Here is a 26646-nt window from a genome sequence, read left to right as displayed (position 1 = left end):
GGAAAGGATTGCGCCAGTCGCAAGGTAAGCTGTCCCATAGATATCTCCCGGCTTAAGTTACGTGGAGGCGTGAACCAAGATTGTCCGGGGCTTGCACTGTCGGGTAAAGACATGGCTATTGTAATTGTCTGAATCAAAAAGTGTTTTTTTGTGAGGTAAATCGGTAAATCTATCCCGTGACGTCTCGCCGAGCATGCTAAAAGCTGTGCGACGCGGATGATGGGCTGATGCCCCGGGCCGCCCTTTTTTTCTCGGATTGCAATTTTCCATCATGGTCGGCGGCTGCATGAACAAGCATACTTTTCAGAATATTCCGTTCATCGATGTCGCTTCTCAACGCGCGCGGTTAGGCAGTGCGGTCGATGCAGCAGTGAAGCGAGTGCTGGATCACAGTCTATTTATTAATGGTCCGGAAGTCGCGCAGCTCGAGGAGAGGCTTGCCGCTTACTGCGGTGCCAAGCACGTCATCAGCTGTGCAAGCGGCACTGATGCCTTGCTGATGGTGCTGCTCGCCAAAAGCGTTGGCCCGGGAGATGCGGTGGTCTGCCCGTCATTTACGTTCTGCGCTACGGGTGAGGTTGTGGCGCTGAGAGGCGCCACGCCGATCTTCGTCGATGTCGATGAAGAAACTTTCAATGTCGATGTTGTCTCGCTTAAGAAGGGCATTGCCCTTGCCAGAAAACTTGGGTTGAAGCCCAAAGCCATCATACCCGTGGACCTCTTTGGTCAGCCTGCCGATCACGATGCAATTGGTGAGGTCGCTAACGCAGAGGGACTTTTTGTGCTTGACGACGCGGCTCAAAGCTTTGGAGCAAGTTACCGTGGGCGCAAGCTTGGGACATTTGGTTTGGCTACGGCGACGAGCTTTTTTCCGGCCAAGCCACTCGGCTGCTTTGGCGACGGAGGTGCCATCTTTACGAATGACGCCGAATTTGCTGGGATCCTGCGTAGCATTCGTGTCCATGGTCAGGGTAACGACAAATATGACAATGTAAGATTAGGCATGACTGCACGACTTGATACGATTCAGGCCGCAGTCCTTATCGAAAAGTTAAAAATTTTCGATGAAGAAATCTTGGCGCGCAACGCCGTTGCTAACCGATATTCTGAATCGCTTCGCGATATCGTCGGAGTGCCATGTACCGCGAACGAGAACACCTCTGTTTGGGCACAATATACAATCCGTTTGCCAGCCGATGTCAGTCGAAGCGCCTTCGCGACCTCCCTTAGGTCTCATGGCATTCCAACGATGATTTATTATCCAATACCGATGCATCGCCAGATAGCATATAGCCATCATCCGGTGGTCGGCTGCGGTCTGCCGGTGAGCGAAAGATTGTCGACGCAGGTGATAAGTCTTCCTATGCACGCGTACCTCGACGAGCGCACGCAGGATCTTATTATAGCTAGCGTGCGCAGTGCAGTGAGAGACTAATGATCCCTACCGTGTACTAGGTTCTTGTGAGTCGACCGTGAAGAACTCATAACCGTGGACCATGCGTTGGCGAAGCTGGCGGGCGCGATCGACTGGCAGCTTCTCGAAGATCGGTTTGGCGCGGTTTATGACGACGATCCCGGCCGGCCGCTTTTGCTGCACGGCTGATGGCGGGGCTGGCCATCCTGAAACACATGCGCGATCTTTCGGACCTGTGCGAGCGCTAACCCGTATTACCCGTTGTCTGCGGCGAAGAGTTTTTCCAGCACCCGCTGGTGTTCGATCGGTCATCACTGACGCGCTGGCGGCAGCTCATGGGCGAGGCGAAGTTGGCGGCGCTGGCTCAGGAATCCCTCAGGCCGGATAAACGATAGCGTGCTGACACTGGGAGAGACTGTCGGTCTAACGCTCCTCGTCCGGATTACCCCGGAAGGCCCAAGCGAAGCGGAGGCCGCGCTGATATCATTCGCTCAACGCCGACCCCAAGCGGCGGATTACTGCCCCCAGAAACCCCGTACGGTGATACCCCCATCGGGCGGGGTTTTGCCGGGCCGAGCCGCCACCCTCACCGCTCCTCACCCGGATGCACCCATTTTTAGCGCGTGATCTCCTGCGTCTCGGTCAGCTTGATCATGTGCACAGGTGGCGCGTAGCGGCCCTTCCGGCTTGACCCGCATTTCAGCGCCGCCTCGAGCTTCCAGATCGGCGTATCCCGCGGCCGGCAGTGGCAGGCTCGCGCGCGTCTTGCAGCGGTTGCACTCGACCTCGAGCCGGCTGAGCGGGCCCGCCGTAGCCCTCCATTCGCGCCGACCATTACGCCTCGGCGCGATCCGCCTCACGGGCGGCTTTCCTGGCGGCCTCGCGGGCGTTCTTGACGTTGATATCCGCGCCCATGATCTGGCCGCCCCAGATAAACTCTCGCGATTTGGTGCCCATGACGGGCATTACAGCGGTCCTCCTGCGACCATGCAATGCCACTAGAAATGGGTAGCTCGAATGGATCCGCAGCCCCAAGATTTGGTCAAGAGCCGATTTGCTCGCGGGAATGTTGTGGGTGTAGGCTCTCCGCGCTGCGGAAGGCGACGGAGAAAAATAACTATGCGGCCTTCAGTCATCGGCTTGATATGGGCGCTGGCATCAGTCGCGGTCCTTGAATTTGTTTCCTTAAACTCATCCTGGATGCCAGCAATCGCGGTCCGGATCGCCGATCAGGTTCCTCCGGAACTTCGATCGCGGTTTCCGGCTTGGTTCGAGTCAGTTGGTGGCCCGACCTGGTACGCAAACTACAAAGCGAGGTTCGGAGCGCCGGACAAACCGCCGTTCGCGGATGTTCGTGGTGTTAAATCATCCCAGCTTGGCTCTTATTACTTGCACCAGGCCTCGCCAGACGATGGCATCAATATCTCTTGCGATCCGCTGGAAACCCACAGGGACAACAGAACTCTTCAGGCATTCTGCGCACTCGCAAACTGGAATGCCCTTAAATCAACCGCCGATCAAAAATACCGCGCCGCGTTTATGCGATGGGCGGATGAACTTAACGACAGCGCTGATGATGGGCGCTGGATATGGACGTCGCCGATTCCGGCCCTCGGTATCAATTCGCCGTGGATTTCGGGTCTGACCCAGGGCGTCGGCATTTCCGCGCTTGTGCGCGCCCATCAATTGACCGGCGACGAGAAATATCTGGTCACGGCACGCCGCGCGATGGCATGGCTTTCCGAGCCCGTCGATAGCGGCGGCTGTCTATCTGTCGATGAAAACGGAACGTGGATCGAGGAATATCCGAACGCCGCCGACCCGAACCATGTTTTCAACGGACACATCTGGGCGCTGTTCGGCGTGTGGGACTACTATCGCGCGACCAGAGACGAGAATGCACGCAAGCTTTTTGCCGAAGGCGTCAAGGTCATAAAGGCCGAGATCGACCGCTACGACACAGGATCGTGGGTGGTCTACTCGCAGAAGAACAAGAAGGATAATGTTTTCGGAAACTACATGCAGTTCATCATTGAACAGATGAAGGTCATGGCCAGCATAACCGGCGACGAATTTTTCTCCTCGTATGCCGAGAAGTGGAGTGACTATCAGCGCAGGGATGATCTGTTTGTGAAGATTGCCGTCGAAGAATTCAAGAAGGCTCAGGATAGTCCTTGACCCACCCTCATATGGAACTCATCCACGATGATGATGCCAGCGGCGCCAGGACCACCCTTCATTCGTGAGAAGTTCACCAGGGAAGCGCACGGCCGCCAGGAAGCTGGCCACGGGGTATTTCCGCCGCTTCCCAAAAGACCGATGTCAGAGCGATCCGATCGAGGCTGGCCCCGAGCCATGAAATGCTCACTCTGCGAGGATTGCGGATGGGTGTGTGAAACTCACCCGGGCAGACGGTGGGACCGACCACGCTTGCACCTGTGGTAACTTTTACCTGATAAGGACGGGGCGCCGCGGCTGCCGGATAGCTTCAGGACGGAGTTCGACAAAAAGGGCTGGCGCCACTGAGTGAGCGCCGCGCGCGGAATTCTATTGTCGAGGGATGGTCCGCGAGCTTTATCCAGATGCTGCTGGGGCTTACCCAACAGGTAGCACTCGTTCCGGTGTTCCTGCATTATTGGAGCGGCGAGGTGCTGGCCGCGTGGACGCGGCAGGTCCGAGCGCTTTGGTCTCGAACATTGAACGCGGCGTAACATACCACAGCAAGAAAAGACATGCAGCGCCGTTCGTTAGTAGCATCGTTGAAAGTGGCACGTTCAGAAAGACCTGCGGGAGAATACCACCTGACAGCAAAATAAATTTTGGCGGCAGCCCAGAAGAGAGGCGATTGCCTAGTGCAATCACTAACCCGCAAACTAGTGCTGAAAGCGGTGCAAGTATCGGCCCAACGGAAGCTATGCCCTCTGTGGCGAAAAGCGATGCGTTAAAGTTTCCAAAAGAATAGGCTTCATCCAATATGATCGAGAGCGGCTTGACATAGGGGCAGGCGACGAGCGGCTTCAAAAGCAAAATCTGACAAAAGTGAGTCAAAGGGTGAGTCGAAAAGAATTCGCTGTAAACGTCGAGGGCCATGGATGGTATGGCGATCATCCTGGTATTTATGAAACCGAAAGATTCCGTCATTAATTTATACGGAATTAGGCCGGACTTGGCCAGAATTACCGATAAAATACCCGATAACGCGGGTAGAAGCAGCGACAACACGACCACGACTCTTGTTTCAGCAAACTTCGATAAAAGCATTATAAACATGAGCCAGCATGGCGCAAAGAGCGCCAGTTTGGTCAGGGTGATTGGATATAGTAACAAAAGGAAGAGCAGCGCAGCTCCGGCTCGCCATGGATTTCCGCGTGCGACAAAGCAAGCAAAGGCGAATGGCAACAATGCGTTCGATGTTATGCCGATCGAATACCTGATAAAGCCGGGAAATTCAATTCTGTTGCGTAATTCATAAATCTTAGAAATGCTAACCAGCTCGAAATTATAGAATGCACCGATCGCGACAGTGGCAGCGGCCAAAAGCAGGATGAAGGATAGTAAGTGATCGAGCGCTTGTGTTGATAGAACGAAACGTTGCTTGATTGGCGATACAACAAGCAACGTGGGGATAAGAAACGCCAAAGCTGACATGTAGATCGAAATGTGCGCCAGTGAGTGATCGTAGTTGGATTGAGAAAATGGGAGGATCCAGAGGTATCCGAGAATCATTGTGTAGAAAAAGAATCCGAGGAAATAGCCGAAACTGAACCGGCTGAATAAGAAAAGAAGCGCAACCGGGGTAAAGGATGCGCCGCTCACCACGGCGTCGAGGATACGCGCTCCGTCGACAGCGATGATTTTCTTATATTGATAAGCGTATAGCTCCGAAACGTAGATTAAAGAGACGCAACAGGTGAATATGTGTAAGCATAGTAGCATAGTCAGGCTGAAGCGACCCCGTGACCACATGGAAGCACGTTCGGCGCTCTCGCCACAAATGTCGTTCATGATTGCGAATAACATCTCGATACCGTGCACGACGTAATCGGTGGTAGGTCTTTCAAGACCATTTCCAGCCGAGCGCAAGTAGTTTTCTCGGCCGGGCAACGAGTGGGCAGCCGATCCTTTGCCAAATCGCGCTCTGACCAATTGTCTTGAGAAATAGTTCAATCCATTTTTCGGGTATAGGTATGAGTCCGGGCGGTCTACCCAGGCTGGCGCGGTAACGAGCGATGGCTGCGGAAGCAGAAATGGGCGTCGGATCCGATACTATGAGAGTTTCCCCGCGAGCGCGGGAATTGGTCAAGACCAATTCGACGGCGGAACAGAAATTTTCGACTGAAAGCACGGATCGTGGTGCCGTCAGTCTTCCGAACGGCAGAAGAACTGGCAGGCGCGATATCTTGTGAATGAACGCAAAATTTCCTTTTTCGCCATCGCCGTACATTACAACTGGCCGCAGAATTGTAAAAGAAACGCCTGTCGCGCGAATAGCGTTCTCGGCGGCCAACTTTGATCCGCCATAGGCGTTACTTGGTCGGGGAGGGTCATCCTCGGTTAATTCATGGTCCGAAAATGAGCCAGACTGTGCAGCGATGGACGAGACGAAAACCATATGCGCGCCGCAGCGATGGGCAGCCTGAGCAAGCCTTTCTGTTGCTTTGTGGTTGACACGATCATACAGGTCGTCGTCAGCAAAAGTGTGAGCTATCCCAGCAAGATGGACCACGGCATCGCAATCTTGCAGAAGGGGTTGCCAGTCGAATGGTGTGGACAAATCTGGCAGTCGGGCAGGGACTATATTGGGATTGGGGCCGTCAAAAGCAGGCGCCTCTCTTGAAGCGGCGATTACTCCGTAGCCCTGCGCAGCGAGATAAGGTACGAGGTGCCTTCCAACGAAGCCCTGGCAGCCGGTCACCAATACAGTGATTTTATCGTTCATGTCGTTGTACTGACTCGCTAAATAGTCTGCAAGACCACCAGCTAGATGAGATACCCCATATCTCTAATGGCTTGTAGGCATTCTGTCATCTGGCCTCACTGAAGTTTGGGTTTCCAGGGCGATGACCCGCGCCGCAGAGACCTAAACTCCTTGATTTGCCATCGGTTTTGGCAATATAGGACACTTGGAGATGCCGCCCTCTGGGTCCCGCCATTGGCAACAAAGAGGCTTTTATGATCAGATTCGGTCTGCTCGGATGCGGACGCATTGCAAAGCGCCATTCGGAGCTGTTGGGTGGTGGTCATATCGACCGGGCCAGTCTCGTCGCCGTCTGTGATCCCATCCGGGCGCGCGCCGACGCCATCGCCTCGAGGTTCGGCATCCCAGCCCTCTACGATATCGATGAGTTTCTGGTACGAAGGGATATCGACGCGGTCGCGGTGCTAACGCCAAGCGGAATGCATGCTGAGCATGTGATAGCCTGCGCCAGGGCTGGGAAACATGTCGTTGTCGAAAAGCCGATGGCGCTACGGCTACAGGACGCTGACGACATGATCCGCGCGTGTGACGAAGCCGGCGTCAAGCTCTTTATCGTCAAGCAGAACCGTTTCAACGTTCCGGTCGTCAAGGCGCGCGAGGCTCTTGAGGCGGGACGGTTCGGGCGGCTCATCTTAGGGACGGTGCGGGTGCGCTGGTGTCGGGATCAGGCCTATTACGATCAGGACAAATGGCGGGGCACTTGGGCCTATGACGGCGGCGTGCTTACCAACCAAGCGAGCCATCACATCGATATGCTGGAGTGGTTTTTTGGCGATGTCGTGAGCGTTCATGCGCGCGCGATCACGGCGCTTGCGAAAATCGAAACTGAAGATACCGCGATCGCGACGCTGAAATTCCGCAGCGGCGCACTGGGAATCATTGAAGCGACGACCGCCGCACGTCCAACGGATATCGAAGGATCGCTCTCGATGTTGGGCGAAAAGGGTACGGTTGAAATCGCGGGCTTTGCGGTCAATCAGATCAGGCATTGGCGCTTTGTCGATGAGCTTCCTGCAGACAAGGAAGTGGTTGAGAAATTTTCCGTTAATCCGCCGAACGTCTACGGCTTCGGCCATCAGGCTTACTATCAGCATGTGATCGACTGTCTGGTGCATCAGCGCGCAGCGCTGGTCGATGGCCTTGAGGGCCGCAAGAGCCTGGAATTGATTTCCGCGCTCTATGAATCGATCGAGACCGGCGAGGAAGTTCCGCTGCATTTCACGCCGCGGTTATGTCGCCTTGGTATGGTGTCGTGAACCAGCCGGAACGCCACCATGCCGGCATCGGCGATGTCGAATTCGGCGCGCGGGTCAAACTGATCGAGCCCTGCAACCTCTACGGCTGCAAGATCGGTGACGATTGTTTTGTCGGTCCGTTTACCGAAATTCAAAAGGGTGCCGTGGTCGGCGCGCGCACCCGCGTGCAGTCGCATGCCTTTGTCTGCGAGCTGGTAACGATCGGCGAAGATTGCTTTGTCGGCCATGGCGTCATGTTTATCAATGATACCTTCTCGACCGGTGGCCCCGCCGGTGGCCGCAAGGAGCTCTGGCGCGAGACCGTGATCGGCAATCGGGTTTCGATTGGCTCTAATGCCACGATCATGCCGGTGCGCATTGTCGACGATGCAGTGATCGGGGCTGGTTCGGTCGTAACCAAGGACATTACGACCGCCGGCACCTATGCCGGCAACCCGGCGCGCAGACTGCCGTCGCGGAAATAGGAAAGACAATCCGATGCCGGTACCCTTCGCAGACCTACAGCTTCAGTATCAAATCATCAAGGGTGAGATCGACGGCGCCATTGCCGCCGTGATACGCGATAATGCGTTTATTCGCGGGCCTTATGTCGACGCCTTCGAGCGGGAATTCGCCAGTGCCGTGGATATCAAGCACTGTATATCCTGCGCCAATGGCACCGATGCGCTCTATCTCGCGATGGCAGCGCTGAAGGTCAAGCCCGGCGACGAGGTCATCACCACGGCGCATTCGTGGATTTCTACCTCTGCGATGATCACGCATGCCGGCGCCACGGTAGTGTTCTGCGATACCGACGGCGCGACCTTCACGATCGATCCGGCGGCGATCGAAGCGGCGATCACGCCGCGGACGGTCGGCATCATTCCGGTGCATCTGTACGGCCAGCCTGCCGACATGGGCGCGATCATGGCGATCGCGCGGAAGCACAAGCTCTGGGTGATCGAGGATTGCGCGCAGGCGCATCTGGCGCGCTACAAGGGCCAGCAGGTCGGCACCTTCGGTGTCGCGGCAACCTATTCGTTCTATCCGGGCAAGAATTTGGGCGCGATGGGCGACGCCGGCGCGGTCGTCACCAACGACAGTGCACTGGCCGAGCACATGACCATGCTGGCGCGCCACGGCGGGCTTGTTAAACACCAGCATCGCATCGAGGGCATCAACAGCCGTCTCGACGGCATGCAGGCTGCGATTCTGTCGGCCAAATTGCCTCATCTTCCGAAGTGGACCAAGGCGCGCCGGGACGCCGCGATGGTTTACGACGCGGGCCTCAATCAGATCGAAGATGTCGTTGTGCCTTCGGTTGCACCTGACCGCACCCACGTCTATCACCTCTATACAATCAAGCATCCGCGCCGCGATGCACTGGCGGCGCAATTGAATGCCAACGGCGTTCAGACCGCGATCGACTATCCGACCGCATTACCGTTCCTCGCCGCCTACAACCGTTTTGGCTATCGTCCCGAGCAATTTCCGAACGCATTCGGCGATCAAAGTAGGATTTTGTCGCTGCCGATGTTTGCGGAGATCACGCGGCAGCAGCAGGACGCGGTCATCGATCTCGTTCGCAGATTCTAAACCACAGAGTTAGCGTTCGATCCCTGGCCGATAAGCTTCCACCTGACTTTGCAACCGCTTGATCGACGCCATCGGCGCGTCGCACCCAGTTTTTCAAGCTGGATGACGATTTAGGCTTCGAGCCAAGGCTAAAAGCTATGCGCGGTATTCACAGGGAACGGAGTTCTTCGGCCTAACGGCGGTTCCATTGCTAAGCTGATCGTGACCTAAAATGAGCCAGCGATTCGGTAGAGGGTGGAAATCCAATGCAATCCGAGTTTCCGAGCAAAAGTTTCATCTGGACCGTGTTAGCGCCCCGATTTCAGGCAGAGTTGACCCTTGGAAAATCCAAGATCTGGCGGTTGTCGGGTTTACTGGCAGAGTATGGGGGCGGGCGGACGGTGACCGCTACCGTGAGGCGAACAAAAGGCCCTCATTGAAGCGCTCACCGGCTTGTTGGTGCAAGCAGTCATTCGCGAGGTGGCAAACCGGCAGCTTATCAAAAACGCCAGCCGACGCGTCGGTCGTCCCCGCGACGTTGTGAGCCCTATTTGGCTCCGGAACTGCTTTCGGTATTCCTGCGCTGTCACGACAGGGCCGGCCGACAGTCGATGACCACCTCGATCGATGTCAAGTCCAAACAAAGGGAAGCCGGAAAACTATTCGAGTTCATCGACGCGATAATCCAACCGTTGAACCATTATTTGACGACCGAGCTGCATCGCCGGCCACTGTCTGCTTCGCGGTTGGCTCGCTTTGCGCTTGATGACATTGCCAAAGAGCTGAAGCAGAGTACAGCAAAAGCCTCAGCGAAAAAAGCAGCCGTCGCCATAAAGCCGCAGCTCCCGCCGTTCGAGATCGCTCTCCGGAGAGCTTTCGCGATACCAGAATAAGTATTCGCCATAGCGCGACGTGATTGTTGCCATGAGGGTTCGATTTTCGCCATAACCAATCTCGTATTCGCGATAGAAGATGCAATATTTGCCATAGGACATTTGATTTTCGCCATAACCGATCCAATATCCGCCATAGAAAATGATTATCGCCATAAACAAACGGATGACGCCCAACCTCGTCAGGATCTAACTGTGCGCAAGTGCGAGGACGCGCTTACAATGCCAGCCACTACCAGGATGAGGGCTCTGCCTGTGGGGAACAAGAAACGTAACGCGCTGAAACACGGTGCAAACGCAAGCGAAGTAATGCTCTGGGACGAGAAGTACAAAGACTACGAGGCCCTTTGCGACGGGCTGTACCAGGAATTTTCCCCTCGGGCGGCACAAAGGAACATCTGGTCCAAACACTCTTGGATCTGCGTTGGCGCAGGCGTCGCCTCGAGTGCCATGAGCAGATCACGATCCAAAAGCGATTGAATACAATCCTCGAGGAAACGAGACCGGTCACCACATTGAGAACCTTCGTTCCTTCGCTTCCAAATTCAAAGAAGCCACCAGCAAGGAGAAGGTCGAGGCTTTGCTCGGCATTCTCAGTCCCCTTTACAGGAATACCATTCTCAGGGATTGGCCCTGAAGACGGATGAAGACCCAAATGCTTGCAGAAAATTGGCTTTGTCTCACCCGTAACCCACCCTTTTTTGGCGCAAACTGCGTCGATTCAGAGGTCCACGGAGGTGAGACAGCTAACCCGCATTTCTCACGCAGTTTGATCGAGTTCTGCGTCGAGTTGACTTCAACGGTACCACAACCAAGGGCGGTCATTTGGGCGTGACTTCTCGGCCGCTGCGGCGGGTCGGTCGGATTGGTTCAGGAGATGTGGTGTGGATGTTCTCCGGTGGGCCGAGGGTTCAGAGGGCGGCGCTGTCGAGCGCGGCCCAGGCTGTTCGAAAGACGTCGGTGTAGGGAAATGCCGATGCCATCGAGAATTTGACCCTGCGGACGCTGATGCGAACCTGGGCGCCAATTTTGAACAGCTTCAGGCGAATGGTACCGCATGTGGCGTCGGCGAAGCGGGTCGTAGCCAGGGCGATGCGGCGCAACGCACTGACCAGGACATAGGCCATTGAAGACAGCCAAAGCCGCAACTGGTTGGCGCGCATGGTGTGGGTGGAGGTCCTGTCGGCGAACAGATCGAGCTGACATTCCTTGATGCGGTTCTCCATCTCACCGCGGGCGCAATAGAGCTTCTCGTAGAGCGCGCGGGCCTGATGCTGGTCGGCCTCCAGCGAGGTGACGACGAAGCGCGGATTCGCCCGGCCTTCCAGTGTCGCCAGGTCGATGTCGCCGATCATGACGGATTTCCTGTTCTTGCGCTGCGGCTTCGTCGCACTCTCGCTCTCGGCGACGGAGGGGATCATCCACTCGGCCTTGCCGACCACCCGGCGTTGCCGGCTCCAGCTCTTGCGCGTCCTGTAGCGGAAGTCTTTGAAGCGCCGGGCAGGCTTGCCGCTCTGGCGGTTCTCCTCGGCCGCCTCGGCAAGCTCGGCTGCGATCTCGGCGATCAGCCTGTCGTTCTTGGCCAGTCCGAATAGGTAATCGATGTCGTTTTGTTCGCACCACGTCATCAGTTCGTCGCGGGTAAATCCCGAATCCGCCCGCAGCAGAATCCGCACTTCGGGCCAACGCTCGCGGATCTGCGCAACGATCCGCGCCACCTCTTCAACACAGCCCGCGCTGGCGTCGATGTTGGCCCGGCGCGGCTTGGCGCAAAGCAGGTGCCGCCCGCAAAAAATATACAGCGGCAGGTAACAATAGGATTTGTAGTAACCATGAAAGAAGCGCCCTTCCTGCTGGCCATGCAACGGATCATCGGTGGCATCGAGATCGAGGGTGATCTGGCTCGGCGCTGTCCGATGCGCATCGAGAAACAGATCGACGAATAGCCGGGTCCACCGCCTCCGCTTCGTAGCTGATCTTGTGGTAGCGCGATGGTTCCGGCTTCGACAATTCCAGCCGGTTCAACGTCGACTTGCCGGCCACTGGGGCGCAGTCCGGGCGTCGCGCCTCGAGTTTCCCCGCCAGCACCGCCATCAATGGATCGTGGCGCAGTGTCTCATGGTCATTGAGGTCCTCGTAGCCGAGCGCGATGGCGAATATCCGCTGCCCGACCAACGTCGCGACAGAATGCTCGACCTGCGCCTGCGACCGACGATCGACAAAGCATGATGCCAGCCGATCCACCATCCTGATCGCCCGATCCGTCGCGCCCAGCAGCAGCGCCCCTGCATCCGATGTGATCGCACCACCGTCAAACGCCGCGACCACCTGGCGGCCTTCGACGGCTTCAAATCCAAAAATATCCGCGATACACTCTGTCGGCATCGGGGCTCTCCTCGAATCATCAAGAAGTCGTTCTCGCAAAACAACTTTCGCTGATTCGGAGCCCCGATGCGCTTATCTCTGTGAGAAATGCGGGCTAACCGCGCTCGTCCGCAATCACCTTGCCATCGTTTTGCAAGGAACCGGGCCTCACAAGCTTGACCAGCCCGCCGAGTTTGGTAACCGCGCGGAGCGATGAGGCTACCTGGTCCTGCAATCCGCTGGAGATCAAAACGCATTCCGCCTTCAGCGTCATGATATCGGTCTCGCCTTCGCGAGTGACGACGAGACGCAGCCGTCCAAGCTCGGGATGGCGCCTGCCGATTTCCGCAATCTGCTCGGGCCGCACGAACATGCCCTTGACCTTGGTGGTCTGGTCGGCGCGGCCCATCCAGCCCTTGATGCGCATATTGGTGCGTCCGCAGGGGCTTGCCCCCGGCAGGGCCACGGTGAGGTCGCCGAGCGCGAGCCGGATCCAGGGATGATGCGGATCGAGCGAGGTGACGACGATTTCGCCGACGTCGCCCGGCGCCACGGGATCGCCGGTACCGGGCTTCACGATTTCCACGATCAGGTCTTCGTTCACGGTCATGCCATCGTGCGCCGGCGTCTCGAAGGCGACCATGCCGAGATCGGCGGTGCCGAACGCCTGATAGGCGTCGATGCCGCGCGACCTGACCTCGTCCTGCAGAGATTTCGGAAAGGCCGCGCCCGAGACCAGCGCGCGCTTGATCGAGGAGACATCGCGACCGGCACTTGCGGCGGCGTCGAGCAGAATTTTGAGGAAATCCGGCGTGCCGCTATAGCCGACCGGCCGGTAGGCCTCGATCAGCTCAAACTGCGCCTCGGTATTGCCGGGACCGGCCGGAATGACCGCGCAGCCCAGCGCGCGCGCCGAAGCATCGAAAATAAAGCCGCCGGGCGTGAGGTGATAGCTGAAGGTGTTCAGCACTACATCGCCGGGCCGGAAGCCTGCCGCGAACAATGCCCGCGCCCCCCGCCAGGGATCGGCATGGGCAGGCTCAGGCTCGAAGATCGGGCCGGGCGAGGTAAAGAGCCGCCCAAACGATCCGAGCGGCTCTGGCACGAACCCGCCGAACGGCGGCACGGCCTTGTGCAAGGCAGGGAGTTCCGACTTGCGCAACACCGGCAGGCGCGCCAGGGCGGCCCGGCTGGCGATGGATGCGGGATCGGTGCCCGTGAGGCGCTCGGCGTAGGCCGGCGCTTCCATGGCCTTGCGCAGCACGTCCGGCAGCCGGGAAAACAGCTCCGCCTCGCGCTGGACGGGTTGGCGCGTTTCAAGGGCGTCATAATGGTCGTTCATGGCTGGTCCTGTGTGTTCAGGCCGATTGCACCCCGCCTTGCACGTGGTATCAGACGGCGGCCACCGGTGTTGGAGAGGCCCCAGGGGACGTAATGGTTGAAGCACGAACCGCCGCGACGGAAGATTCTGTCGACATCGTCGCGAGACTGAAGCTGCGCATGATCGAGCACGCCCTGCCGTTGTGGTCCGGGGAAGGCTGGGATTCGACGTCGGGCGGCTTCGTCGATCGGCTCGATCGCGATGGGCGCGCCGATCGTCTCGCGCCCCGGCGCGTGTTCGTGCAGGCCCGGCAGATCTATTGCTTCGCCAAGGCGGCGCAGATGGGCTGGTATCCGCAGGGGCGCGAAATCGCGCTCAAGGGGCTGGATCATCTGTTGACCAAAGCCAAGGCGCCCGACGGCCGGCCGGGCTTCGTGCATATGTTGACGCCCGATGGTGCGGTCCTGGACCCGCTGCGCGATTCCTATGACCACGCCTTCGTGCTGTTTGCGCTCGCAACCGTTTATACGCTCGACCGTGACGCGCAGGTCCGCGCCGAAATCGACGCGCTGCTCTCGTTCCTGGACGCTCATTTGCGCTCGCCGCATGGCGGCGTTCTGGAAGGATTGCCGGCGTCGCTGCCGCGGCGGCAAAACCCGCAAATGCATCTGTTCGAAGCGATGATCGCGGTGTTCGACGCCACGCATGAGGCCGTCTTCCAGAACCGCGCCGGCGACTTCTTCGCGCTGTTTCTCGCCAATCTCTACGACAAGCAGAAACACGTGCTCGGCGAATATTTCGAGGACGACTGGTCGAAAATCGAGCCGGTCAGCGTCGAGCCGGGACATCAGGCGGAATGGATCTGGCTGCTGAAGGGCTTTGAACGCATCACCGGCTGCCCGACGGGGCGTCCACGCGCCGAACTGCTCGGGTCGGCGCTGCGCTATCGCGACGCCGCCACCGGCTGCCTGGTTGATGAGGGCGACACCGAGGGCAACATCAGACGGCACACGCGGCGCCTGTGGCCGCAGAGCGAAATGGCCAAGGCGTGGATCGCGCAGGCCGAGGCGGGCGAGGCCGGGGCTGCCGATGAGGCGCGTGCCGCCCTGGCGCGCCTGGAACGGCACTACCTTTCGCACCCCGTACCCGGCGGGTGGTACGACCAGTTCGACCGCGACGGCAACTCGCTGGTGGCCACGATTCCTGCGTCGTCGTTTTATCATGTGCTTTGCGCGGTCGCGGAGGCGGAGCAGGTGCTTGGCTGAGTGCCGTATGGCGTTCACAGCCACCGCTTCCGCCGTTTGAAGCTCTTCAGGTTCTTGAAGCTCTTGCGCTGGTCGCCGGCGCCGCCGAGGTAGAATTCCTTGACGTCCTCGTTGTCGCGCAGTTCGTCCGCGCTGCCGTCGAGCACCACCTTGCCCTGTTCCATGATGTAGCCATGGCTGGCGACCGAGAGCGCCGCGCGGGCATTCTGTTCGACCAAGAGAATGGTCACGCCGAGGTCGCGGTTGATCTCCTTGATGATCGCGAACACTTCCTTCACCAGCAGCGGCGACAGGCCCATCGACGGCTCATCCATCAGGATCATCTTCGGACGCGCCATCAGCGCACGCCCGATCGCGAGCATCTGCTGCTCGCCGCCGGACAGATAGCCGGCGAGGCCGGTGCGCTCCTTCAGCCGCGGGAAATATCTGAACACCATGTCGATGTCGGCGCCGACCTCGTTATCGCTGCGGGTGAAGGCCCCGAGCCGCAAATTCTCCAGCGACGTCATGTCGGCGATGATGCGGCGGCCTTCCATCACCTGAAAAATGCCGCGGCGGACGATCTTGTCGGGATCGATGCCGTTGATGCGCTCGCCGTTGAAGACGATTTCGCCGCGCGTAACTTCGCCGTCCTCGGTCTTGAGCAGGCCGGAGATCGCCTTCAGCGTCGTCGACTTGCCGGCGCCGTTGGCGCCCAGCAGTGCCACGATCGCGCCTTGCGGCACTTCGAGGCTCAAGCCGCGCAGCACCAGGATGACGTCGTCGTACACCACCTCGATGTTGTTCACGCTGAGCAGCGGGGCTGCGGCGACGGCGATCGGTGCGGGGCGTGCCGCTTCGACAGTTTGAGTCATGTCCTGACTACCTTCTTGTCGTCACCCGCGAGGTCGGGTGACCCAGTATTCCAGAGGCGCGAGCGCGAAAAGCTGCCGCGTACTGGATTCCTTGCTGGAGCCTGTCACCGGGCTCGCCAAAGGCGAGACCCGGTGGCGGGGGATGACAGTCGAGCGTTGGTGACGTTGGTGTGTTACCTCACCAGCCAAACCATTCCGGCTTGCGCGGCAGTTCGACGGTCTTGACCTTCTCGAGCTTGATCGTGCCCTTGGCCATCAGGTCGTTGATGTCGCCGTCGGTCGGCCCGGAGACCTTCGAGCGATAGAGATCGACCTTCATCGTCGGGCGATGGTCCTTCTCGGTCCAGGTCGAGGGATTGCAGACGCCTTCCATGCCGGCCGGCACCCAATCCTTCTTCTGGTAAAAGCCCTTGGCGACGTTCTCGCCGGTGGCGCCGCCGTTCTTGGCGGCCCAGTCGAGCGCTTCCTTCAGATACAGCGCGCTGCAAACGGCTGCGATGTAATGCACGGGCCGATAGACCTTGCCGGTCGGGTCCGACATTTTGGAGATTTCCATCACGGTCTTCATGCCCGGCGCGTTGCCGCCCCAGGCCACCGCGGTCCGCAGCGGGAAGATCACGCCATCGGCGGCGTCGGCGGCAGTCTTGGCGGCGTTCTCGTCCATGCCCCAGACATTGCCCATGAACTGCACGTCGACGCCGGCGGTCTTGCAGGCCTTCAACACCGAGATGTTGGAGGCGGCGGTGTTGCCCAGATAAGCGTAATTGGCGCCGGCGCTCTTCAGGCTCAGGCACTGCGCGCTGTAGTCGCCCGGCGCCAGCGCGAACACCAGCGGCGGCAGCACTTCGAATCCGAGTTCGGTGGCGAGCGCTTCGCCCGCGGCCTTCGGCGCATTCGGATAGGGATGGTTGGCGCCCATATGGACGAATTTCGGCTTGCCCGGCTTGCCCTTGGCCTTCCAGTCCTCGGCCGCCCAGGTCAGCATCGCCCGCATCGAATCCGAGTAGCTCGGACCGTAGAAGAAATTATACGGCGCGGGCTTTGCCTTGCCGCTGGTGCCTTCCGGATCGGTCAGCGCCGCCGCGTAGGAGCCTGAGATATCCGGAATCTTGTCCTGCGCGAGGAAGCCGGTCAGCGCCTCGGTGTCGGCGGTGCCCCAGCCCATGATGGCCGCGACCTTGCTGTCGGGGGCCGACCATTTCTTGTAGAGCGCGATCGCGCGCGGCACCTGGTAGCCGTAATCGTTGCTGTCGACATTGAGCTGCTTGCCGCCGACGCCGCCGTTCTTGTTGACCCAGGTGAAGGTGTCCGCGACCCCCTGTCCGTACGGCGTGCCGACGTCGGACGTGCCGCCCGACTGATCCTGAAGATGGCCGATGGCAATCTGCGCCCGTGCGGCTGCTGACGCGCCGCCGATCAATAACGCCAGCGAAACCGTGCTCAAAAAGGATTTCATCGTCATGGTGTTTCCTCCCGTTATTTTGTTGATACCGATTGTAGCCAGTCCCGTTCCAACCTCAATGCGAAAACGGGTAGAGTTTCCAGTAGGTCTTGATCTGCCGCCAGCGATGCGCGAGCCCGTCGGGCTCGAACATCAGGAACGCGATGATGATCAGCCCGACCGTGATCTCGCGCAAAAAGGTGATGTTGTTGTTGAGCGACAGCGCCTTGTCGATCGCGCTGCCCTTGAGGCCAGCGCTGATCCATTCCATCGCTTCCGGCAACAGCACCACGAACGCGGTTCCCATCAGCGTACCCATCACCGAGCCGGTGCCGCCGATGATGATCATCGCCAGAAACAGGATCGAGCGTTCGATGCCAAAGCCTTCGTTGGAGACGACGAGCTGGTAGTGTGCGTAGAGCGCGCCGGCGATGCCGGCGAAGAACGCCGCCAGCCCAAACGAGAGCGTGCGGTATTTGGTGAGGTTGATGCCCATGATCTCGGCGGAGAGATAATGATCGCGGATCGCGACCAGCGCGCGGCCGTCCCGCGTGCGCATCAGATTGGTCACCAGGAGATAGCTGGCCACGAGATAGGCCAGCACCACGTAGAAATATTGCTTATCGCCGCGAAAGGTGTAGCCGAAGATCGAGAACGGATTGGCGCTGGCGGGCACCGAGCCGCCGGAAAACCAGTCGGCGCGCGAAAAGAAATCGAGCAGGATGTATTGCGCCGCAAGCGTCGCGATGACGAGATAAAGCCCCTTCAGCCGCGCCGCCGGCACGCCGAAGATCAGTCCGACCAGTGCGGTGACGACGCCAGCGAGCGGAATGGCGAAGAACACCGGGATGGGCAGATTGTTGGAGATGTAGGCCGAGGTGAAGGCGCCGAACAGGAAGAACGCAGCGTGGCCGATCGATATCTGTCCCGTGAAACCGACCAGGATGTTGAGGCCGAGGGCTGCGATCGCGAAGATGCCGACCTGGATCGATATGCTGAGCCAGTAGTTCGAAAACACCAGCGGCGCGAAGCAGACCAGGACGACGCCCAAAATCGCAAAGTTGCGGCTGGTCGTGGTCGGAAAGATCGTGGTGTCCGCCGCATAAGTGGTGCGGAAGTCGCCGGACGGGATCAGGGAGGGACCTGCCATGAATTACACCCGCTCGATGTCTTTGGTGCCGAATAGGCCGTAGGGCTTGATCATCAGGATAATGATCAGCACGTAGAACGGCGCGATTTCATAGAGATTGCCCCAGTGCAGATATTCGCTGTCGACATATTGCGCGATGTTTTCCAGGAGCCCGATGATGATGCCGCCGAGCACCGCGCCGCCGATCGAGTCGAGTCCGCCCAGGATCGCGGCCGGAAATACCTTGATGCCGTAGCCGGAAAGGCCCGAGGATACGCCGTTAACGACGGCGACCACGACGCCGGCGACCGCGGATACCGTCGCCGAAATCGCCCACGCCATCGCGAACACGCTTTTGACGGATATGCCGAGCGACTGCGCGACCTGCTGGTTGAAGGCGGTGGCGCGCATCGCAAGCCCATATTTCGAGGCGCGGAAGAACCAGGCCATGCCGATCATCATCGCGACCGAGACGACGAGGCTCATGACATAGACGGTCTGGATCTGCAGGCCAAACAGGCTCACCGATTGGCTGGTGAACACCCGCGGGAACGGCTGCGGGTTGACGCCAAAGATCCATTTCAGCGCGGCCTGGAACACCGTCGAGAGACCAATCGTGACCATGATGACCGAGATGATCGGCTCGCCGATCATCGGCCGCAGGATCAGGATCTGGATCGCGATGCCGAAGATGAACATGAACACCAGCGTCATCGGCATGCCCAACCAGAACGGCACCTGGTATTTGGCAAGCAGCGCCCAGCACACCCAGGCGCCGATCAAGAGCAACTCGCCTTGCGCGAAGTTCACGACCTGGGTCGCCTTGTAGATCAGCACAAACGACATCGCGACCACGCCGTAGAGCGTGCCGACCACGAGGCCGTTGACGAGGAGCTGGATCAGGAACTGGAGGTTCATGTGATTTGCACGCGTTGAGCTGCGGCGACCTTCCCCTCTCCCCTTGTGGGAGAGGGTGGCTTCGCGAAGCGAAGACGGGTGAGGGGTTCTCTCGGCATCGCGATTGCGGAGAGAGTACCCCTCACCCAACCGCGCTTGCGTTGACCGACGGTGATGCCCCCCACAAGGGGAGAGGGCGTACTAACTGGCATCACGGTGTGCTGTTGCAGGGCGATCATTCCGCGGCCTCCGCTGTCGCCGTCTCCCGCGCGAGATCGACCACCCGGAGCGTGGTGCGGATGCGTTGCGTGGTGCCGTCCTGGAAGCGGATCACGGTGTCGACGGGGATGTCGCGCTTGCCGCCATAGATCGCGTCGATGATCCCGGCGTATTTCTCGTTGATGACGCTGCGGCGGACTTTTCGGGTGCGGGTCAGTTCGCCGTCGTCGGCGTCGAGTTCCTTGTAAAGCAGCAGGAATCTCGAGATGCGTTGCGCCGGCGGCAGCGTGGCGTTGACGGTTTCGACTTCTTTCCTCACCAGTGCGTAGACTTCCGGCCGCGAGGCGAGGTCGGTGTAGGTCGTGAACGAGATGCGGCTCTTCTCCGCCCATTTCGAGATGATCGAGTAGCGGATGCAGATCATTGCCGCCAGCGCGTCGCGGCCGGCGCCGAGTACCACGGTCTCGGCGATGTAGGGCGAGAACTTCAGCTTGTTCTCGAGATATTGCGGCGAGAAGCGTTCGCCGCGCGAGGTCTCGGCGAGATCCTTGATGCGGTCGATCACCACGAGCTGCTTGTTGTCGTTGAAATAGCCGGCATCGCCGGAATGCATCCAGCCATCCTTCATGTCGGCCAACGAGGCTTCCGGGTTCTTGTAGTAGCCGAGGAACATATTGGGGTGGCGCACCACGATTTCGCCGACGCCGTGGATGTCCGGATTCTGGATCTGGATTTCGATGTCGGCGGCCATCGGCACGCCCGTCGTATCGGGGTCGACCTTGGCAAACGGATGCAGCGTATAGGCGCCAAGCAATTCGGTCTGGCCGTAGAGCGTGCGCAGCGGCACGCCCATGGCCTGGAAGAATTTGAAGGTATCCGGCCCGAGCGCCGCACCGCCGGTCGCTGCCGAGCGTAGCCGCGCAAACCCCAGCCGATCGCGCAGCGCACGGAACAACAGTTGGTCGGCCAGCATCGAATGCTTGCCCCGCGCCAGCGCCGCAAGCCCGGTCTTCATGCCGAGGTCGTAGAGTTTTTGCTTGAGCGGCGAGGAGTCCATCACGCCGGCGCGGACGTCGGCGGCGATCGATTCCCAGACCCGTGGCGCGAACAGCACGAAGGTCGGCGCGATCTCGCGGAAATCGTTCATCATGGTGTCGGGCTCTTCAACGAAGTTGACCTTCATCCGGCAGAGCAGCCCTTTGCCGAGCACGTAGACCTGTTCCATGATCCAGGGCAGCGGCAGCACTGAGACATATTCGTCGTCGGGTCCCTTCGGGTCGAACGAGAGATAGGTCGCACAATGTTTCAGCACCCGTCCGGCCGCGAGCATCGCCAGTTTTGGATTGGCCGTGGTACCTGACGTCGTGCAGAGGATCGCGACATCCTCGCCTTTCGTGGCATCCACCAGCTTGTCGTAGAGATCAGGCTCGCGCGCGGCGCGGTCGCGGCCCATGCCAGCAAGCTTGTCGGCTTCCATCAGCCGCGGGTCGTCGTATTTCCGCATGCCGCGCGGATCGGAATAGACGATGTGCTTGAGGTTCGGGACACGGTCGGCCAGTGCCAAAAGCTTGTCGACCTGCTCCTCGTCTTCGGCGAACACCAGTCTGGCGTTACCGTAGCTCAGCAGATAGGCCGCTTCCTCGTCCAGCACGTCGCGATAGAGGCCGAGGCTAAGTGCCCCGATCGCATGGGTGGCGATTTCGGCCGAAACCCAGTCCGGCCGGTTGTCGCCGATGATGCCAATCACATCGCCGCGGCCGAGGCCGAGTTCGACCATGCCGAGCGCGAAATCGTGCACGCGCGCCTGGTAGTCGTTCCAGCTGAAGACGCGCCAGTGCCCAAGGTCCTTTTCGCGCAGCGCGATCTCGCCGCCATGCTCTTTGGCGTTGAGGCGAAGCATCTTCGGATAGGTGTCCGCTTGAGCGACGCGACCGGCGTAATCCATCATGCCGCGCACTCCGGGGCGGCGGGCTTGTCGTCGGGGTCGACCAAGACCTCGTCTTCCTCGCCGAGATAGGCGCGCTTGACATGGGGGTCGGCCAGCACCGCGGCGGGGTCGCCTTCCGCGATCTTGCGGCCGAAATCCAGGACCATGACGCGGTGCGAGATGTCCATCACCACGCCCATGTCGTGCTCGATCATCATGACCGTCATGCCGAACTCTTCGTTGAGATCGACGATGTAGCGCGCCATGTCTTCTTTTTCTTCGAAGTTCATGCCGGCCATCGGTTCGTCGAGCAGGATCAGTTCCGGCTCCAGCGCCATCGCGCGGGCCAGCTCGACGCGCTTGCGCAGGCCATAAGGAAGCGTGCCCGCGGTCGCCTTGCGCACCGACTGCAGGTCGAGGAAGTCGATGATCTCCTCGACCTTGCGGCGATGCTCGAGCTCCTCGCGCCGCGCGCCGGTCAGCCAGTACAGCGATCCCGTGATGAAATTGTTCTTCAGCAGGTGATGCCGCCCGACCATGATATTGTCGAGCACGCTCATATGGTGGAACAGCGCCAGATTCTGGAAGGTGCGCCCGATGCCGAGCGAGGGCCGTGCGTTGGGGGTGAGTGCTGTGATGTCTTTGCCGTGATAGACCAGTTGGCCTTCGGTCGGCTTGTAGCGGCCCGAGATGCAATTGACGATCGAGGTCTTGCCGGCGCCGTTCGGGCCGATGATCGAGAACAGCTCGCCATCGTTGACGCCAAAGCTCACTTCGGTCAGCGCACGGACGCCACCAAAGCGCAGTGACACCCCGCGCACTTCCAAAGTGTAAGCCACTCATTCCCTCCAGATACGGCGCTTGGCGCGCTCTTTATCTTTTCGTTGCAATCACAACGCCAATCTTACCTTGGCCGGTATCGGTAGGCCATCCGACTAATGATGCCTCTTATCGAGGTCTAGGTCATCGGGCTCTTTCCCGTGCATCGAAATCGTGCGCGGTAACGCCGCACCCGCCGACCCCAGCCCTTTCTTCGCGCCGTCTCCCGTTGGGTGACAAGCGGAGTGACGCGAGGTGGTCCTCCATAGGGGAAAGCGATACGGTGAAATGTCTTGCGCCGGACAATTGGTCAGTAAATTTGGAGGCGCCCCGCGCTTTCGGTTCCCTGATCGATTATTGTTGCGGTGCAATATGTTGGGGTGGGGACGCTGTCGACAACATCATGATTGCTCCGGATTATCTGAAGCGCATCGCGTCCTGGTCACGCGAACTGAACGAACGCGAGATCGAGGTCGCGCGCGCCGGCATTGTCGAGAAATCCTACCGCGCCAATGAATTCATCTTCATGCGCGGTGATGATTTCGAGTACTGGACTGGCGTCGTCTCCGGTCTGGCCCGAATGGGCATCGTGTCCCGGGGCGGCAAGGCCGCCAGTTTTGCGGGTCTGACCACGGGTGCATGGTTCGGCGAGGGCACCGTTCTAAAGAACGAGCCGCGGCGCTATGACGTGGTGGCGCTGCGCGATACCCGGCTCGCAATGATGGACCGCAAGACCTTCGTCTGGCTGTTCGAGAACAGCGTGGGATTCAACCGTTTCCTGGTCGGCCAGCTCAATGAGCGGCTTGGCCAGTTCATCGCGCTGCTCGAACACGGCCGCACGCTGGATGCGACCGCGCGGCTGGCGCGCTCGATCGCCTCGTTGTTCAACCCCATTCTCTATCCGGACCTGACGCGGCATCTGGAGATCACGCAGGAAGAGATCGGGGCGTTGTCCGGCATCTCCCGGCAGAATGCCAACCAGTGCCTGAAGCGGCTGGAGAAGCAGGGCTTGCTCAGACTCGAATATGGCGGCGTGACCATCATCGACCTCGAGCGATTGCGGCACTATGGCGAGTAACAGGCGCTTGGGCCCCAAGCTCGGCATCTCAACAATAAATCGCCGACCAACCAGTTTGGGGCTGGTGCCCCAGCTGGTCGGTTAAAGGTCTGATTCCAAATGGTTTTGGCATTAGACTTCGGCGGGGTCGGATGCTATGGCCTCTGCCGCTGGCGGCTCCCCCTTGCGCGCTGGATTTGACTGGGCGAATTGGGGGCGGGGTAAAGGGCCCGTCGGGCTCGCGTGCCCCCCGTGTTGTTGGAGAAGACATGTTGGCTCAGGATTCGAAACAGCGTGTGGCGCTGATAACCGGCGTCACCGGCCAGGACGGCGCCTATCTCGCCGAATATCTGCTCGGCCTCGGTTACACCGTACACGGAATCAAGCGCCGGTCGTCGTCTTTCAACACCGCGCGCATTGACCATCTCTACGAAGATCCCCATACGCGCAATGTACCGTTCATGCTTCACTATGGTGACATGACGGACTCGACCAACCTGATCCGATTGGTGCAGCAGATCAGGCCGACCGAGATATACAATCTCGCCGCTCAGAGCCATGTCGGCGTTAGTTTCGAGAGTCCTGAATATACCGCCAATGCCGATGCGATCGGCGTATTGCGGTTGCTTGAGGCGATCCGCATTCTCGGCATGGAAAAGGAGACGCGGTTCTATCAGGCGTCGACCTCGGAACTATATGGCCTGGTCCAGGAGGTTCCGCAGAAGGAGACGACGCCGTTCTATCCGCGCTCGCCCTATGGCGTCGCCAAGCTTTACGGTTATTGGATCACCGTGAACTACCGCGAGGCCTACGGCATGTATGCCTCGAACGGCATTCTGTTCAATCATGAGAGCCCAATTCGCGGCGAGACTTTCGTGACACGCAAGATCACGCGCGGGATTGCCCGTATCGAGACCGGTCTGGATGAGGCGCTCTATCTCGGCAATCTTGAAGCAAAGCGCGACTGGGGCCATGCTCGAGACTACATCGAGGGCATGCACAAGGTATTGCAGGCGGATAAGCCTGATGATTTTGTGCTGGCGACTGGCGAAACCCGCTCGGTGCGTGAATTTGTCGAACTTGCATTTGCCGAGGTTGGCCGCAGCATTGAATGGCGCGGAAAAGGCGTCGAGGAGACCGGCGTTGACCGGAAGTCAGGCAAGACAGTTGTTCGCATCGATCCGGTTTACTTTCGTCCCACCGAAGTCGATCTCCTGATCGGCGACGCCAGCAAGGCGCGTGAAAAACTCGGTTGGACGCCGAAGACGAGCTTCGCGCAACTCGTCAGGGAAATGGTGGCGAGCGATCTTGCGATCGCGAAACGGGAGATCGTCAATGGCAAGAACCCCGTTTGAGCTCAGCGGTAAAACAGTCTACGTTGCCGGTCATGGTGGCATGGTCGGCGCCGCACTGGTGCGCAGGCTGGCGCAGGAAGACGTCAAGCTGTTGACGGTCAGGCGCAGCGAGGTTGATTTGCGTGATCTGGCCGCTGTCAACAAATGGTTTTCCGCCAAACGACCGCAGGCGGTTTTTCTAGCTGCGGCCAAGGTCGGCGGCATCGTCGCCAACAACACGCTGCGCGCCGAATTCCTCTACGACAATCTGGCGATTGCGGCGAATGTGATCCATGCCGCCCACGTCAACAAAACCGAGAAACTGATGTTCTTCGGCTCATCCTGCATCTATCCCAGGATGGCGCCGCAGCCGTTACGCGAAGATTCCATGCTGACCGGGCCGCTGGAGCCGACCAACGAGCCCTATGCGATTGCGAAAATCGCCGGGATCAAGATGGTCGAGGCCTATCGCCACCAATATGGTTCGGACTTCATTAGCGTGATGCCGACCAATCTGTATGGCCGCGGCGACAATTATCATCCCGAATACAGTCACGTCGTCGCCGCCCTGATCCGCCGCTTCCACGAAGCGAAGATGTCCGGGGTCAAAAACGTGGTGGTCTGGGGCACCGGCACGCCGCGCCGCGAGTTCCTCTACGTCGACGATCTCGCCGACGCCTGCGTCCATCTGATGAAGACGTATTCCAGCGACGAACTGGTCAATATTGGCACCGGCGAAGACATCACGATCGCCGAATTCGCCCGCGTGGTGGCCGCGACCATTGGCTATAGCGGCGAAATCAGCTTCGACGCCTCAGAGCCCGACGGCACGCCGCGAAAACTGCTGGACGTCAGCCGACTCGCGAAACTGGGCTGGCGCGCCAGCACCTCGCTCGAGGACGGGATCAAGCTGGCGTATCGGGCGTATCTGAGTGAGTCCAAACAGGCGGCGGAGTAGCTATCTCGCCGCCAGCCTCGGCGGAGCCTTCGTCAGCGCCGTCGCCATCGCCGAGATCAGCGGTTTCATGAAGTAGGCGTCATTGGCCGGATAAATATCCGTGCGCAGCCCGTGGGACTTGAGTTCGTCCGACACCGCAGGTCCGACCGAGGCAATTGGCGTACGCGCCAGCCCGTCGCGCAACCGTGCTTCATATCCGCGTGCTCGCGCGACTTCCACGAGACGGCGGATCTGGCCCAGGTTGGTCAGCGCAATCGCATCGATGCAGCCCTCCGCCATCTCGTCGATGGCGGTGACGATGTTGGCGTCGGCCGCCTGTGCATCGTAGACGTACGGCAGCACGGTATCGACCTCGGCGCCTTGCGCGGTGATTGCATTGATCAGCACGCTGTGGTCCTTATCCGGATAGAGCTGCAGGCCGAGACGATGGCCTTTCAAGTCGAGACGCGACAGCATCTCGGCGACGCCTTCGGACGTCGGCTTCTCCGTCGTGATCTGCGGCTCCAGCCCGATCTCGCGCAGCGCCCGGCCGGGCTTCGGGCCGCGGGCGAATTTGCGCGCCGTGCCGAGGGCGGCAATAAACTCCGGCTCGACGCCGATGCGCCGCACGACTTTCATCAGGCGGCGGAGGCCTTCGCCGGTCATCAGCACCAGATCGTCGAAAGGCTTGTCGATCGACCGCCTGATCCAGGCCTCGATCGGTGCAGGGTCGGGCGCATCGTGGATGGTGAACATCGGACATTGCAGCACATCGGCGCCCTGTTCGGCGAGCAGGCGGGAAAACTGCGCTTCCTCGCGCGTTTCCAGGATCAGGATGCGGTAGCCGTTCAGTCTGTCAGCCATGATCTCACTCCAACGTCGATCGTGCGTGCTTTGTTCATCCTGACTCCTGTTTCGGGATTGGCGCAAGCAGGTTGGCGGTGATAGAGCAGGGCCGCAAACCCGCTCCACCTGCTGCCTTGGATG

The 26646-nt window shown here is 59.5% G+C and carries 20 protein-coding genes and 3 pseudogenes; 11 read left to right on the top strand and 12 right to left on the bottom strand.

The genetic code is table 11. The annotated features are described in order from the left end of the window. Nucleotides 1–286: 286 nt before the first annotated feature. On the top strand, nt 287–1435 hold the full coding sequence (locus tag V1289_RS04935; RefSeq protein WP_334395881.1) for a DegT/DnrJ/EryC1/StrS family aminotransferase: 1149 nt from the start codon (nt 287–289) through the stop codon (nt 1433–1435). A gap of 48 nt (nt 1436–1483) precedes the next feature. After that, nucleotides 1484–1791 (top strand): annotated as a pseudogene (locus tag V1289_RS04930) (transposase); the annotation flags it as partial. Between the two features lie 239 nt (nt 1792–2030). Here V1289_RS04930 and V1289_RS04925 read toward each other — a convergent pair. Beyond that, nucleotides 2031–2371 (bottom strand): annotated as a pseudogene (locus V1289_RS04925) (hypothetical protein). Between the two features lie 162 nt (nt 2372–2533). On the opposite strand from V1289_RS04925, the gene V1289_RS04920 reads away from it, so the two are divergent. Next, nucleotides 2534–3592, top strand: coding sequence for a D-glucuronyl C5-epimerase family protein (locus V1289_RS04920; RefSeq protein ID WP_334395880.1), 1059 nt, complete (start codon nt 2534–2536; stop codon nt 3590–3592). 417 nt (nt 3593–4009) lie between these two features. Here the strand turns inward: V1289_RS04920 and V1289_RS04915 are convergent, their stop codons facing one another. Then, the gene (locus V1289_RS04915) at nt 4010–5449 is read right to left on the bottom strand and encodes a hypothetical protein (RefSeq protein ID WP_334395879.1); all 1440 of its coding nucleotides are present in this window, start codon (nt 5447–5449) and stop codon (nt 4010–4012) included. A gap of 22 nt (nt 5450–5471) precedes the next feature. After that, on the bottom strand, nt 5472–6353 hold the full coding sequence (locus V1289_RS04910; RefSeq protein WP_334395878.1) for an NAD-dependent epimerase/dehydratase family protein: 882 nt from the start codon (nt 6351–6353) through the stop codon (nt 5472–5474). 233 nt (nt 6354–6586) lie between these two features. Between V1289_RS04910 and V1289_RS04905 the strand changes: the two genes are divergently transcribed. The 4 genes from V1289_RS04905 (at nt 6587) to V1289_RS04890 (ending at nt 10095) form a co-directional block, all read left to right on the top strand. Then, complete coding sequence (locus V1289_RS04905) at nt 6587–7648, top strand: Gfo/Idh/MocA family protein (protein WP_334395877.1); 1062 nt, start codon at nt 6587–6589, stop codon at nt 7646–7648. Further along, nucleotides 7645–8112 (top strand): acyltransferase, encoded by a 468-nt coding sequence (locus tag V1289_RS04900; protein ID WP_334395876.1) that lies wholly within the window; start codon nt 7645–7647, stop codon nt 8110–8112. Before V1289_RS04905 ends, V1289_RS04900 begins: the two co-directional genes overlap by 4 nt. A 13-nt stretch (nt 8113–8125) precedes the next feature. Beyond that, nucleotides 8126–9223: a DegT/DnrJ/EryC1/StrS family aminotransferase gene (locus V1289_RS04895; protein ID WP_334395874.1), complete on the top strand. Its 1098-nt coding sequence runs from the start codon at nt 8126–8128 to the stop codon at nt 9221–9223. 590 nt (nt 9224–9813) lie between these two features. Beyond that, nucleotides 9814–10095, top strand: a complete 282-nt coding sequence (locus V1289_RS04890) for a hypothetical protein (protein ID WP_334395872.1) — start codon at nt 9814–9816, stop codon at nt 10093–10095. A 911-nt stretch (nt 10096–11006) separates the two neighbouring features. Here V1289_RS04890 and V1289_RS04885 read toward each other — a convergent pair. Next, nucleotides 11007–12480: pseudogene (locus tag V1289_RS04885) on the bottom strand (IS1380 family transposase). Nucleotides 12481–12574: 94 nt separating this feature from the next. After that, nucleotides 12575–13801, bottom strand: coding sequence for a phenylacetate--CoA ligase family protein (locus tag V1289_RS04880; RefSeq protein ID WP_334395871.1), 1227 nt, complete (start codon nt 13799–13801; stop codon nt 12575–12577). A 92-nt stretch (nt 13802–13893) separates the two neighbouring features. Here V1289_RS04880 and V1289_RS04875 point away from each other — a divergent pair, with 92 nt between their 5' ends. Further along, the gene (locus tag V1289_RS04875) at nt 13894–15045 is read left to right on the top strand and encodes an AGE family epimerase/isomerase (RefSeq protein ID WP_334395870.1); all 1152 of its coding nucleotides are present in this window, start codon (nt 13894–13896) and stop codon (nt 15043–15045) included. A 14-nt stretch (nt 15046–15059) separates the two neighbouring features. Here V1289_RS04875 and V1289_RS04870 read toward each other — a convergent pair whose 3' ends face one another. From V1289_RS04870 to V1289_RS04845, 6 genes are all read right to left on the bottom strand, one after another. Then, on the bottom strand, nt 15060–15899 hold the full coding sequence (locus V1289_RS04870) for an ABC transporter ATP-binding protein (RefSeq protein WP_334395869.1): 840 nt from the start codon (nt 15897–15899) through the stop codon (nt 15060–15062). A gap of 178 nt (nt 15900–16077) precedes the next feature. Next, a complete protein-coding gene (locus tag V1289_RS04865) occupies nt 16078–17361 on the bottom strand; it encodes an ABC transporter substrate-binding protein (RefSeq protein WP_334395868.1) in 1284 nt (427 codons plus the stop codon). A gap of 55 nt (nt 17362–17416) precedes the next feature. After that, entirely contained in the window at nt 17417–18490 is a 1074-nt protein-coding gene (locus V1289_RS04860; protein ID WP_334395867.1) for a branched-chain amino acid ABC transporter permease, read from the bottom strand. A gap of 3 nt (nt 18491–18493) precedes the next feature. Beyond that, nucleotides 18494–19387, bottom strand: a complete 894-nt coding sequence (locus V1289_RS04855) for a branched-chain amino acid ABC transporter permease (protein ID WP_334395866.1) — start codon at nt 19385–19387, stop codon at nt 18494–18496. Between the two features lie 214 nt (nt 19388–19601). Then, nucleotides 19602–21533 (bottom strand): long-chain fatty acid--CoA ligase, encoded by a 1932-nt coding sequence (locus tag V1289_RS04850; RefSeq protein ID WP_334395865.1) that lies wholly within the window; start codon nt 21531–21533, stop codon nt 19602–19604. Then, nucleotides 21530–22351 carry an ABC transporter ATP-binding protein gene (locus tag V1289_RS04845; protein ID WP_334395864.1) on the bottom strand — a complete coding sequence of 274 codons (822 nt, stop codon included), beginning with the start codon at nt 22349–22351 and terminating at the stop codon, nt 21530–21532. Before V1289_RS04845 ends, V1289_RS04850 begins: the two co-directional genes overlap by 4 nt. 383 nt (nt 22352–22734) lie before the next feature. Between V1289_RS04845 and V1289_RS04840 the strand changes: the two genes are divergently transcribed. The 3 genes from V1289_RS04840 (at nt 22735) to fcl (ending at nt 25680) form a co-directional block, all read left to right on the top strand. Continuing rightward, nucleotides 22735–23409, top strand: coding sequence for a Crp/Fnr family transcriptional regulator (locus tag V1289_RS04840; protein WP_334395863.1), 675 nt, complete (start codon nt 22735–22737; stop codon nt 23407–23409). 248 nt (nt 23410–23657) lie between these two features. Beyond that, nucleotides 23658–24743, top strand: coding sequence for a GDP-mannose 4,6-dehydratase (gene gmd / locus V1289_RS04835; protein ID WP_309178278.1), 1086 nt, complete (start codon nt 23658–23660; stop codon nt 24741–24743). Continuing rightward, complete coding sequence (gene fcl / locus V1289_RS04830; RefSeq protein ID WP_334395862.1) at nt 24724–25680, top strand: GDP-L-fucose synthase; 957 nt, start codon at nt 24724–24726, stop codon at nt 25678–25680. The genes gmd and fcl overlap by 20 nt, the downstream gene beginning before the upstream one ends. Here the strand turns inward: fcl and V1289_RS04825 are convergent, their stop codons facing one another. Then, nucleotides 25681–26523: a uroporphyrinogen-III synthase gene (locus V1289_RS04825; protein WP_334395861.1), complete on the bottom strand. Its 843-nt coding sequence runs from the start codon at nt 26521–26523 to the stop codon at nt 25681–25683. It lies immediately after the preceding gene. Nucleotides 26524–26646: the final 123 nt, after the last annotated feature.

This window comes from Bradyrhizobium sp. AZCC 2289 (genome assembly GCF_036924615.1).
GTDB lineage: Bacteria > Pseudomonadota > Alphaproteobacteria > Rhizobiales > Xanthobacteraceae > Bradyrhizobium.
The sequence above is the reverse complement of the archived record's forward strand: the minus strand, read 5'-3'. Positions and strand labels throughout refer to the sequence as shown.